Origin of the sequence: Streptococcus infantarius subsp. infantarius ATCC BAA-102 (assembly GCF_000154985.1) — a bacterium.
In the GTDB taxonomy this organism is placed as follows: Bacteria; Bacillota; Bacilli; order Lactobacillales; family Streptococcaceae; genus Streptococcus; species Streptococcus infantarius.
Genome location: NZ_DS572691.1, coordinates 113,817 through 125,747, shown reverse-complemented (window position 1 = coordinate 125,747; position 11,931 = coordinate 113,817). Strand labels below are relative to the sequence as shown.

General features: G+C 38.4%; 12 protein-coding genes and 2 pseudogenes. 4 read left to right on the top strand and 10 right to left on the bottom strand.

Going from position 1 to position 11,931, the window contains the following annotated elements:
* The first annotated feature begins 1 nt into the window (after position 1).
* Positions 2–963, top strand: a pseudogene (locus tag STRINF_RS05190) (LacI family DNA-binding transcriptional regulator).
* A gap of 87 nt (positions 964–1,050) precedes the next feature.
* Here the strand turns inward: STRINF_RS05190 and nusB are convergent.
* The 3 genes from nusB to efp all read right to left on the bottom strand — a co-directional run bounded on the left by nusB (position 1,051) and on the right by efp (position 2,492).
* Positions 1,051–1,479, bottom strand: a complete 429-nt coding sequence (gene nusB, locus STRINF_RS05185; RefSeq protein ID WP_006531995.1) for a transcription antitermination factor NusB — start codon at positions 1,477–1,479, stop codon at positions 1,051–1,053.
* A complete protein-coding gene (locus STRINF_RS05180) occupies positions 1,472–1,861 on the bottom strand; it encodes an Asp23/Gls24 family envelope stress response protein (protein ID WP_014335250.1) in 390 nt (129 codons plus the stop codon). The genes nusB and STRINF_RS05180 overlap by 8 nt, the downstream gene beginning before the upstream one ends.
* Positions 1,862–1,931: 70 nt before the next feature.
* Entirely contained in the window at positions 1,932–2,492 is a 561-nt protein-coding gene (gene efp, locus STRINF_RS05175; RefSeq protein WP_006531993.1) for an elongation factor P, read from the bottom strand.
* 183 nt (positions 2,493–2,675) lie between these two features.
* Between efp and STRINF_RS05170 the strand changes: the two genes are divergently transcribed.
* A complete protein-coding gene (locus STRINF_RS05170) occupies positions 2,676–2,972 on the top strand; it encodes a hypothetical protein (protein ID WP_006531992.1) in 297 nt (98 codons plus the stop codon).
* 55 nt (positions 2,973–3,027) lie between these two features.
* Here the strand turns inward: STRINF_RS05170 and STRINF_RS05165 are convergent, their stop codons facing one another.
* The 4 genes and pseudogenes from STRINF_RS05165 to uvrA all read right to left on the bottom strand — a co-directional run bounded on the left by STRINF_RS05165 (position 3,028) and on the right by uvrA (position 8,898).
* The gene (locus STRINF_RS05165) at positions 3,028–3,492 is read right to left on the bottom strand and encodes a deoxycytidylate deaminase (RefSeq protein WP_006531991.1); all 465 of its coding nucleotides are present in this window, start codon (positions 3,490–3,492) and stop codon (positions 3,028–3,030) included.
* A 30-nt stretch (positions 3,493–3,522) separates the two neighbouring features.
* Complete coding sequence (locus tag STRINF_RS05160; protein ID WP_043878353.1) at positions 3,523–4,584, bottom strand: M24 family metallopeptidase; 1,062 nt, start codon at positions 4,582–4,584, stop codon at positions 3,523–3,525.
* Between the two features lie 135 nt (positions 4,585–4,719).
* Positions 4,720–5,971, bottom strand: a pseudogene (locus STRINF_RS10805) (MATE family efflux transporter).
* A 101-nt stretch (positions 5,972–6,072) separates the two neighbouring features.
* Positions 6,073–8,898, bottom strand: coding sequence for an excinuclease ABC subunit UvrA (gene uvrA / locus STRINF_RS05150; RefSeq protein WP_006531986.1), 2,826 nt, complete (start codon positions 8,896–8,898; stop codon positions 6,073–6,075).
* 296 nt (positions 8,899–9,194) lie between these two features.
* Between uvrA and STRINF_RS05145 the strand changes: the two genes are divergently transcribed.
* Positions 9,195–10,139, top strand: coding sequence for a magnesium transporter CorA family protein (locus tag STRINF_RS05145; protein WP_006531985.1), 945 nt, complete (start codon positions 9,195–9,197; stop codon positions 10,137–10,139).
* Between the two features lie 435 nt (positions 10,140–10,574).
* Positions 10,575–11,231 carry a DUF1129 domain-containing protein gene (locus tag STRINF_RS05140; protein WP_006531984.1) on the top strand — a complete coding sequence of 219 codons (657 nt, stop codon included), beginning with the start codon at positions 10,575–10,577 and terminating at the stop codon, positions 11,229–11,231.
* Positions 11,232–11,356: 125 nt separating this feature from the next.
* Here the strand turns inward: STRINF_RS05140 and STRINF_RS10160 are convergent, their stop codons facing one another.
* The 3 genes from STRINF_RS10160 to STRINF_RS05130 form a co-directional block, all read right to left on the bottom strand.
* Positions 11,357–11,494: a hypothetical protein gene (locus STRINF_RS10160; RefSeq protein WP_155809590.1), complete on the bottom strand. Its 138-nt coding sequence runs from the start codon at positions 11,492–11,494 to the stop codon at positions 11,357–11,359.
* A gap of 81 nt (positions 11,495–11,575) precedes the next feature.
* On the bottom strand, positions 11,576–11,722 hold the full coding sequence (locus STRINF_RS10315; RefSeq protein WP_006531981.1) for a hypothetical protein: 147 nt from the start codon (positions 11,720–11,722) through the stop codon (positions 11,576–11,578).
* Positions 11,706–11,930 carry a helix-turn-helix domain-containing protein gene (locus STRINF_RS05130; protein ID WP_043878352.1) on the bottom strand — a complete coding sequence of 75 codons (225 nt, stop codon included), beginning with the start codon at positions 11,928–11,930 and terminating at the stop codon, positions 11,706–11,708. Before STRINF_RS05130 ends, STRINF_RS10315 begins: the two co-directional genes overlap by 17 nt.
* Between the last annotated feature and the right edge of the window lies 1 nt (position 11,931).

Below are 11,931 nucleotides of genomic sequence, written 5' to 3'. Positions count from 1 at the left end.
TATGGTAGCAAAATTAACTGACGTTGCTGAACTTGCTGGGGTAAGCCCAACAACCGTTTCACGCGTTATCAACAACAAAGGTTATTTGTCAGAGAAGACAAAACAAAAAGTCCAAGAGGCCATGAGAACTTTGGGATATAAACCAAACAACCTCGCCCGTGGACTCCAAGGAAAATCAGCCCAACTTATCGGCTTAATCTTCCTAATATTAGTAATATCTTTTATTCTGAGTTAATTGAATATCTTGAAATCGAGTTATTCAAACGTGGTTATAAAACGATTATCTGCAACAGCGAAAATGACCCAACCAAAGAACGTGAATACATTGAAATGCTTGAAGCTAACCAAGTTGACGGCATCATTTCATCTAGTCACAACCTTGGCATCGATGATTACGAGCGCGTCAGTGCACCAATTATTGCTTTCGATAGGAACCTAGCTCCAAACGTCCCTGTCGTTGCTTCAGACAACTTTGAAGGTGGAAAACTGGCTGCTCGCACGCTTCAAAAAAATGGTTGCGAAAACATCATCATGATTACAGGGCAAGATAATACTGACTCACCAACCGAATTACGTGCACTTGGATTTTCATTCCAAATTCCTCACGGAGAAATCTTTAAAGTTCCTAACAACTTATCCGCAATTCGACGTGAAATGGAAATTAAATCAATCCTCGCAAGCAATCGTCCAGATGGGATATTTGTTTCAGATGATTTGACAGCCATTTTGACAATGAAAATCGCTAAACAGCTAGATATGAACATCCCTGATGATTTGAAAATCATTGGTTATGATGGCACATCATTCATTGAAAGTTACTTCCCACAGTTGACTACTATCCGTCAACCAATCGATGAAATCGCAAGTCTACTTGTCGATATTCTCCTAAAACGCATCAAAGGTGAAAAAACAAATAAAGACTACATTTTACCTATCTCATTGATTCCTGGGGGAAGCATTTAAAAAGAACAGGCTAAGCCTATTCTTTTATATTACACTTTTTACTTATCCACACAACAAAAAAGAGATGTGTATAGCATCTCTTTTTTATTATTCAGTAACAAACTGACTCAATAAACCATTGACAAATTTTGCTGATGTTTCGTCTGAATATTTCTTAGCGATTTCAATGATTTCATTGACCGCAACACGACCTGGTGTTTCTTCGAAATATTTTACTTCGTAAAGACCTAAACGAAGTAAAGCTTTATCAGTCAACGTTAAACGTTCTAGTGACCAGCCTGATTTTAAGTGTGCTTCGATTTGTTGATCAAGTTCTGATTGCAAATCACAAACACCTTTAACAAGATTTAGAAGAAATACTGGAACTTGAACTTCTTCGTCTTCTTCGACAGTCTTATCATAAGTGTAAGCAAATTCAGCTGCTTGCAAATATTCTCCACCAAATTCGAGGCTAAAGAGTGCCTGGAAGGCACGCTCACGAAGGTCACGTCTTGAATTTGTAAAGTTATTAGTCATCCAAGAAATCCTCGTCAAACAATGCTTTCAAATCAGGTTTTGGTGTTTTTTCAGGAACGATTCCTTCAACGTGAATGTTGACAGATGAAATAGTCACTTCTGCCATTTCGTAAACTGCAGCTTTAACAGCTTTTTGGATAGCCATTGAAACAGCAGGAACGTTGACACCGTATTGAAGATATACATAGATATCAGCGTTAACTGTACCATCTTCTTCTGTTTGAAGGTAAACACCTTTACCTAAAACTGTTTTGCTGAAAGTATCAGTCATGGCTTTGTTACGAAGTGAGTGAACGCCATCAACTTTTGTTGCAGCAATACCTGTGATAACTTCTAGTACTCGTGGTGAAATAACAATATCACCAATATTTTCAGTTGTCATAAGCATTTCCTTTCTAATTAAATTTAAGGATTAAAAAGTAAAGAGAGCGGTGCCCTCTCTATTGGCAAGTTTAGGCACGTGATACGTAAGTACCTTCTTGCGTATTGATTACCAATTTTTGACCGATTTCGATAAAGTCTGGTACGTTAACAACAAGACCTGTTTCAAGAGTTGCAGGTTTACCAGAACCAGTAACTGTAGCACCTTTGATTGATGGTTGAGTATCAGTAACTGTCAATTCAACAGTTGTAGGAACAGTTACACCGATAACTTCAGTTCCGTAGAATTGGATTTTAACTTCTGAGTTTTCAAGAATGTAAAGCAATTCTTGTTCTACGTTAGCAACTGGAATTTCATATTGTTCGTAGCTTTCAGAATCCATGAAGTATGCTGTGTCATCCATTTTGTAAAGGTATTGTGCAGCACGTGTTTCGATGATTGCTTGTTCGAATTTTTCTTCTGGACGGTAAGTTGTATCGAATGTTGAACTAGTACGTACGTCACGGAGTTTCATACGCATAACTGTGTTACCTTTACCTGGTTTGTGGTGGCTTGCTTCGAGAACTTTGATGAGTTTTCCATCAGATGTTACGAAAGTCATACCTGCTCTAAGCTTACTTGCTTCAATCATTTATTAATTACCTCTTATAAATTATTTATCACTTCATTTTACCATAAAATACGTTATGGCTCAAATCTTTTTGGGTTTCAAAAGAATAACCCTCTCCTACTATTTTAGACTTCATTGTTAAAAAAATCCAATTTTGATACAATAAAACACTAGAAATTTATTAAAAAGGGAGATTTACTGAATATGAAAGTGAAACTTGAGAGTCCAGAGGGAGAGATTAAAGAAGTTAAAGTTGGTTTCAGCTGGACAACGCTATTCTTTTATTGCTTTGTGCCACTTTTTCGTAAAGATTGGAAATGGCTTGGCATTATGCTTGGAGCAATGATTTTAGGGGGAATGCTCTCACTAAGCCTTAATGTTGATACTGGCATCGGACTTGGCTTAAACATTGCTTTTGCTATTTTATACAACAACTTTTACATCAATGATTTGTTAAAAAAGGTTGGACGCCAGCTTCCGAAGTTGATGAAAAAATTCTAAAAGATAAATTGAACTAAAAAGACTAAAAGAGCACTTCTTTTGAGTGCTCTTTTTATTAGTCATCAAAATCATCCATGCCAAGTCTCACTTCTGGGACATCGTGCTGAACGCATTCGACACCTTTTTGTTTCATCAATTCGATAGCAAATGGATGCATGCGGTAAGCTGTTTTGTAAGTAATCTTCTTAATCCCTGCCTGAAGAAGCGCTTTGGTACAGTTGATACACGGAAAATGGGTCACGTAAATTTCTGTGCCTTTGGTTGAGATACCTTCTTTAGCACACTGGATAAGAGCATTCATTTCAGCGTGAACGGTACGAATACAATGACCGTCTTCCATTTTATGTCCTGCTTCGCTACAGTTATCAGTTTCAGAAACACCACCATTGTAACCAGTGGCGATGATACGATTATCTTTAACCAAAACAGCTCCGACAAAGGCACGATCACAAGTTGAGCGTTTTGAAATCAACTCCGCATTTGCCATAAAATAATCTTCCCAAGAAAGTCTTTCAGTCATTGTTTTCCTCCTTTTCTAAACGCATAGTGATTACAAGACAATCAATTCTTTCGGTGCCAAGGTCAGAACCTCGCACCCTTTTTCAGTGACCACAAGGTCATCTTCGATACGCACACCGTATTTGTTATCAAGGTATATGCCTGGTTCATCGGTGATGGTCATGCCGACTTCAACCAATTCATCAGAATTTCCAAAGAATGGGATTTCGTGAATATCAAGTCCAATTCCATGACCAATTCCGTGTGTGAAGTGCTCACCATAACCAGCTTTTTCAATCACATCACGCGCTAGCTTATCATAATCACGGCGTGTCATACCAGCTTTGACCGAATCAATCACAGCTTGATTAGCGCGCAAAACCACATCATAAATCTCACGCTCTTCGTCAGTCGTCTCACCAATATGGATGGTACGCGTCATGTCGCTGACATAATGATTGTAGTAGCAACCAAAATCGAGGGTCAAGGTTTCGCCTGACTGGATAACTTTCTCACTGGCTACGCCGTGAGGCATAGCAGAGCGGTAACCTGATACTGCAATGGTTTCAAAAGATACCCCAGAAGCTCCGTACTCCCGCATACGAAAATCAAGGAAGTTTGCTACTTGCAATTCTGTTGTTTGCCCAGGTTTGATGAAATCAAGCATGTCTGTAAAGGCACGGTCAGAAATCGAACAAGCTTTTCGGATGGTCGCAATTTCAGAAGTATCTTTAATCATGCGTAATTCTTCCATGAAATTCGTCGTAGCTACCAAATCATAACCTGCAAACACACCCTGCAAAGTCTGATAATAAGCAAATGACACCTGACTATCAAAACCAATCGTCGAAATCGCATCAGACGCAATCGCCTTAGCAATTTCAGAAAGTGCATCTCTGCTTTCGATGATATCAAATCCTTGAACCGTTTGCTTAGCAATCAAAGTGTAGCGAGCATCCGTTACGAACAAACGACGTGTTTTGGAAATAAAGACAGTTGCTGCTGTCCCCCAAAAACCTGTCAAATAATAAATATTATTTTGACCAGTCACCAACATGGCGTCCAGCTCTTTTTCATCTAACTTAGCATCAAATCTTTTCAGTCTTGCTAACATGAAACTCTCCCTCACTCGTTTTTTAAAATAATTATACCAGAAAATCCTTGAAACGATCGCCTTTTTCACGTTTTTTTCACAAAATACTTATCTGGTAAATCAATTTTATCGTAAAAAAAGAACCATCAGGTTCTTTTAAGTTATTGAATTTGCTTTTTTGATGAACAAAATACTTAGAATAACTAGGCTTAAGCCGTAAATAAAATAAAGCGATTGGTAGCTTTGAAGACCCAGAAATTGAATGATTAGTAAAACAGCGATGCTTAGCAGATTGACCACAGTCGTCATACTGACCACCCATTTTTCAGCATGACAACTTTGCAGAAGCATTTTTGAACTTTCGTAAAGTGGTGTGGCTGCCATGACTAGCATAGTAAATGCCGTAAGCGCAATGATATTTGTATTGATTTGACTTGATAAAAAGTTTGCAAAGACATTAGCACAAAGCGTCACTATCACAGCAAATCCAAAACTCATTAGATAACTATTTCGATAAATCACGCGCATAAATGACTTATTTTCATGCTTTTGACTAGCCTGCGGCAAAAAGACAGAAACCGTACCAGCATACATATAAGCAGGCAAACGAACTATTGAAAATAGCTGACTAATCACTGCATAGATAGAGAGAATTTCTAACCCCTATCTTCCCATCAAAGCATCAAATGCCATGATAAAAAGAACACTCTCAAAAATTGCCTGAATGGTTAAAGGAATCCCAAAAAGAATTAACTCTTTTTTACAAGTTGACTGAGATTTCAAAGCCTCAAAAATCACATCATGAACTAAATAAAAATAAGCCAAAACCACTAAAAACAAAGAAGTTATAGCCGAAATCGCTGCACCCTTCACTCCAAAAATTAGAACCAGATAGTAATTCATCACCACATCAAGCAGCGAGCTAACAAGCCCAATCCAAAAAATCGGTTTGGTTTTCAACTTTTAAAACATTTGTCAACAAAAATGTTAACAAGGTCAGAAGAATATACGGTGACATAATAACGAGATAAAGTGTTGATAAGCCAAGCAATTCTCCTGAAAATCCATAAAATAAACGTAAAAAAGATTTTCTAAAAACTACACATAGAACTAAAAAGCTAGCACCTATCACCACATCAAGTAATAAAGAGGACTTAAACAAATCTTTAAAATGCTTCTTGTCATTTTCCGCAAAAGCTTGCGCCCCTTTGATATTAAAGGATAAGCTAAAAGCGCCTAAAATCCCACCAAAGTCAAACAAGAAATTTTGAATCACAGATATTCCAGAAAGTGCCACGCTTGAGTCATTAACCGCAAAATGCAGTGACAATTGATTAATCAAAAGCTGTGCAATATTTGTTGCAATCAACGGAAAAACATACCGATTAACTTCTTTTGAATAAGACATAAATCCTCCAATAAATCTCAACAGCAGCAGAACTGCGCCGTTCCCCATAAATTGGCTCCATATAACACAAAAGCCAGGCAAGATAACTTACCTGGACTTTTTTACTTCAATTTATCTTTCAAATATTGTCCTGTGAAGGATTCTTTGACTTTGGCGACTTCTTCTGGTGTGCCTGTGGCAACGATTTGTCCGCCACCAACACCGCCTTCTGGTCCAAGGTCGATAATATAGTCAGCTGTCTTAATCACATCAAGATTGTGTTCAATAACAAGCACGGTATTTCCATCATCCACGAAACGTTGAAGGACTTTAAGTAGACGAGCAATGTCATCTGTGTGAAGACCTGTCGTTGGTTCATCAAGGATATAAAGGCTCTTACCAGTTGAGCGTTTGTGAAGTTCACTCGCTAATTTCATACGCTGTGCTTCACCACCAGACAGTGTTGTGGCTGGTTGTCCAAGAGTAACATAACCAAGTCCAACGTCTTTGATAGTTTGCAATTTGCGTGCGATTTTAGGGATTGGTGCAAAGAATTCAACCGCATCATTGACTGTCATATCAAGAATTTCAGCGATATTTTTGTCTTTGTAATGAACTTCAAGCGTTTCACTGTTATAACGTGTGCCATGACAAACCTCGCAAGGTACGTAAACATCTGGCAAGAAGTGCATTTCAATCTTGATAATTCCGTCACCAGAGCAAGCCTCGCAACGTCCACCTTTGACGTTAAATGAGAAACGTCCTTTTTTGTAACCACGAATCTTAGCTTCATTGGTCTTAGCAAAAAGGTCACGAATATCATCAAAAACACCTGTGTAAGTTGCAGGATTTGAACGCGGCGTACGACCGATTGGGCTTTGGTCAATGTCAATCAAGCGTTCAATGTTTTCAATGCCCTCAAGTGCCTTGTGTTTACCAGGTTTGGCAGAATTGCGATTCAATTTTTGAGCAACAGCTTTTTTCAAAATACTGTTAACCAAGGTTGATTTTCCAGAACCCGAAACACCTGTCACCGCAATGAATTTACCAAGTGGGAAAGTCACATCAATATTTTGCAGGTTATTTTCAGAAGCACCTTTGACACCAAGCACGCGCCCATTTCCTTTACGACGTTCTAGTGGCACAGGAATTTCTTTTGCTCCAGACAAATACTGCCCTGTAATTGATTTTTTATTTTTGGCAACATCTTCTGGCGTACCAGATGCCACGATTTGTCCACCAAATTCACCCGCACCTGGTCCGACATCAATCAGCCAGTCAGCTTGACGCATAGTGTCTTCATCGTGTTCAACAACAATCAAGGTATTACCAAGATCACGCATCTTCTTCAAGCTATCAATCAAGCGATCATTGTCACGTTGATGAAGACCAATTGACGGTTCATCAAGGATATAAAGGACACCCGACAAGTTTGAACCAATTTGTGTCGCCAAGCGAATACGTTGACTTTCACCACCTGACAAAGTCCCCGCAGAACGTGACAAGGTCAAATAATTCAATCCCACGTTATTTAAGAAAGTTAAACGGTCTTTGATTTCCTTAACGATTGGTGTGGCAATCGTTTTTTCATTTTCAGAGAGTTCTAGATGATTCAAGAGTTCCAAGTGGTCAGCAACTGACAAATCAGACACTTGCCCAATATTCAAACCATTTTCACCACCCACACGAACACAGAGCGCTTGATTATTCAAACGGTAACCATGACAAGTTGGACATGGCAATTCATTCATGTAGCCGCGCATGACATTGCGGGTAAAATCACTATTTGTCTCATGGTAACGACGATTGATATTGTTAACAACACCCTCAAAAGGAAGATCAATATTGCGTTCACCACCGAAATCATTGACATAGTGGAAATGGAATTCACGCTCACCAGAACCGTAAAGTACAAGATTTTGCTCTTCTTCAGTCAAGTCTTCAAAAGGCGTATCCATATCAACACCAAAAGTTTCCATAGCTTGCTCAAGCATAGCAGGATAGTAGTTTGATGAGATTGGATTCCATGGTGCTAAAGCCCCCTCACGAAGCGTTTTACTGCGGTCAGGAATCACCAAATCCAAGTCGACTTCCAATTTATTTCCCAAACCATCACAGGTTGGACATGAACCAAATGGCGCATTAAATGAAAATAAACGTGGTTCTAATTCGGGAACAGTAAAGCCACATACTGGACATGAATAATGTTCAGAAAAAAGCAATTCATTGCCATCCATGGTATCGATAATGACATAACCATCTGCCAAACGAAGGGCTGCTTCCACAGAATCAAAAAGACGTGAACGAATGCCCTCTTTATTAATCAAACGGTCCACGACAATCTCGATGTTGTGTATTTTACTCTTAGATAACTCAGGAACTTCTGAAATATCAAAAATGTCACCATCCACGCGTACACGTACATAACCATCTTTTTGAATGCGATCAAAAATCGTCTTGTGTTGACCTTTTTTGCGACGCACAACAGGCGCTAAAATTTGCATTCTTGTGCGCTCAGGTAATTCCAATACCTTATCAACAATCTGTTCAACAGATGATGCCGTAATAGCACCGTGCCCATTAATACAGTAAGGCGTCCCCACACGAGCGTACAAAAGGCGCAGATAATCATTGATTTCTGTCGTTGTTCCTACAGTAGAGCGCGGGTTTTTACTTGTTGTTTTTTGGTCAATGGAAATAGCTGGGCTAAGACCTTCAATCGAATCCACATCTGGTTTTTCCATATTACCAAGAAACATGCGGGCATAAGCAGACAAGCTTTCAACGTAACGACGTTGCCCTTCTGCGTAAATCGTATCAAATGCCAAACTTGATTTTCCAGACCCCGACAAACCAGTCACAACAACTAATTTGTCCCGCGGAATCTCAACATTGACATTTTTTAAATTGTGGGCACGAGCCCCACGAATAATCAATTTATCTTGCATAATCTATGAGATAAGCTAAGCTTGACACTAGGCCACGCTTAGCTTTCCATCCTTTCTTTGCGAGTACATTTTCTTCTTATTTCATTATAACAAATTTTCTACTTTTCTCTGTCCCCAAAAACTGCTAATTGTAGTATAATAGACTAGTACGTAGAATTTTGTCTAAAAAGAGATTATTTTACAACTTAAAAAAATCATTGAACAAGAACTAAAGACGGCACTATCGCTGGTGGTCCTAACTAGTTATCATAGTTTAATAGTTCTTGTATCTCATCGCAAAAGGAGGGGTTGTTTTTATGGAACAAATGTTTCTATCAACAGCGTTAGAGTTTAAAGAAATCAATACATTCGAGCCAGGAGCTTGGATTAATTTAGTTAACCCCTCCCAGGAAGAGTCTGTGAGTTTAGCCGAACAATTTAATATCGATATCACAGACCTTCGTGCGCCACTCGACCTTGAAGAAACATCACGTATTTCTGTCGAAGACGATTACACTTTGATTATCGTCGACGTACCAACCTACGAAGAACGTAATAACAAAAGCTATTATGTGACAATTCCACTAGGTATCATCGTAACTGACAACGCTGTTATCACAACGTGTTTACAAGAATTAACCTTATTTGATAACTTCTTCAATCGTCGTGTGAAAAACTTCTATACCTTCATGAAGACACGCTTTGTTTTCCAACTGCTTTATCGTAACGCAGAGCTATTCCTAACAGCCCTTCGTTCTATCGACCGTCAAAGTGACCGAATCGAAGCAGAATTGGAAAATGCCACACGTAATGAACAACTCATCGACATGATGGAGCTTGAAAAATCTATCGTCTACTTGAAAGCCTCATTGAAATTCAATGAACGTATCGTTAAAAAACTTTCGAGTAGTACCAGCTCTTTGAAAAAATACATCGAAGACGAAGATTTGCTTGAAGATACTTTGATTGAAACACAACAGGCGATTGAGATGGCTAGCATTTATGAAAATGTCTTGAATGCCATGACTGAAACAACCGCTTCAATCATCAACAACAACCAGAATACCATCATGAAAACCTTGGCTTTGATGACCATGGCACTTGATATTCCAACGGTTATCTTCTCTGCCTACGGGATGAACTTCCAAAACAACTGGTTACCATTAAATGGTCTACCACATGCCTTTTGGTACATCGTCTTCATCGCCGCTGCCATGAGCTTGTCCGTGGTATTCTACTTCTTCAGGAAGAAATGGTTTTAATTGATTAATTTTTACTGTAACTAAAGTTACTAGTAAAAATACGATTGTCTCTATTTTGAGACAACCTAAACCACTTACTAGCTCGAAAAGTGATTAATATCGAATCACTCTTCTCTCGTCTTAACAACCATCACCTACTTACGCAACTAAAGTCGCTAACAGAAATACGGAAGAATCTATCAGGATTCTTCCTAGGCAGCTCACTATTTGTAAAGCAATTATTATCGAATTGCTTTACTCATGTCGTAATTTTGTTGGAGCTTTCCTAACTCTCTGACTAGTTTGAAAAGCGATTATTATCGAATCGTTTCTCTCTCGTTGTGACTTTATTGAAAATGAAATTTTAGGCATTTATTAGTTAGAAAAACCAAAGGTTTTGTTTTCTCTAACTAATAACTGGCTTTATCTTATAAGACCTTATACAGGAGAATATTTATGGATTTAACTAATCTTACTAAAAAGAACCAAGAATTTATTCACATTGCTACTAATCAATTGATTGAAGATGGTAAATCTGACGAAGAAATCCAAGCAATTTTGGAAGAAGTTTTACCAACAATCATTGAAAATCAGAAAAAAGGCTTAACTGCTCGTGCCCTTCTTGGTGCACCAACGGTTTGGGCTGCTTCTTTCACTGAAAAAGCTTCTGATGCTAAAGCAAACCAAGAAAAGAAAAATGATAACCCTTGGTTAATGTGGTTAGATACATCACTTCTTTTCATCGGAATCGTTGCTCTACTTAACGCCCTTATGGGGTTCTTTAATTCAGCAGCAACTAGCTCTGGACTTTTCTCACTTCTTGCCCTTGGTTTTGGTGGGGGTGCTGCTATGTACGCAACTTACCACTTCATCTATCGCTTCGCTGGTAAACCTAAGAGCGAACGACCAGGTTGGAAAAAAACTTTCCTTGTACTTGGTTTAGCAATGCTTGGTTGGGTTCTCCTATACACAGCAACTGCATTCTTACCAGCCGTTCTTAACCCACAATTACCACCAATCGTCATGTTAATCATCGGTGCTGTGTCACTTGTCGGACGTTATTTCCTACAAAAGAAATACAATATCCTAAACGCAATGACACCACAACAATAAAAATAACCTCACTAAGCATAAGGTTTAGTGAGGTTATTTTTTACTTAGAACGCAAACTCAAAACAACGTCATCTGACCAAGTTGAGGTCATTTTAATCTGATCAAGATTTTCAATCGTAATTTTTTTAGTCTGAGAAATATGTTTTCTTGTGGTAACGAATATTGAAATCATCCTGACTGTCTTCTTTAACATCTGTTAATGATTTGTCATTCAGTAAAAAATCAGTCTTCAGACCTTTTTTCAGATCTTCTTTTGTAAACATGATATATACTGTCCCAGAAAAGTGATTCTCTAAAGGTAAAACCTCGTCTTTATTTACCACCAAAATATTTTTAACATTTAGTTATTCTTCACTTTGATAAGCTTGACTACTTTCAGTTTTTAATGGCACCAGCGGAGCGGTATCATAAGTAGCTTCTGAGATAATGCCACAACCCGATAACAGTCCAAATAATAAAGTCACTCCCAAACCCTCAATTACTTTCACCATAATCTCTCCTATATTCTAAAATATCTCCCGGCTGACAATTCAACTCTCTACAAATACTCATCAAGGTATTAAACCTGACCCCTTTTGCCTTTCCAGTCTTCAGAATAGACAAATTTGCCTCAGTGATTCCTATTTTCTCAGCCAGCTCCTTAGAGGTGATATTTCTTGATTTTAACACCTTATCTAAATGTACTTTTATTTCTTCCATA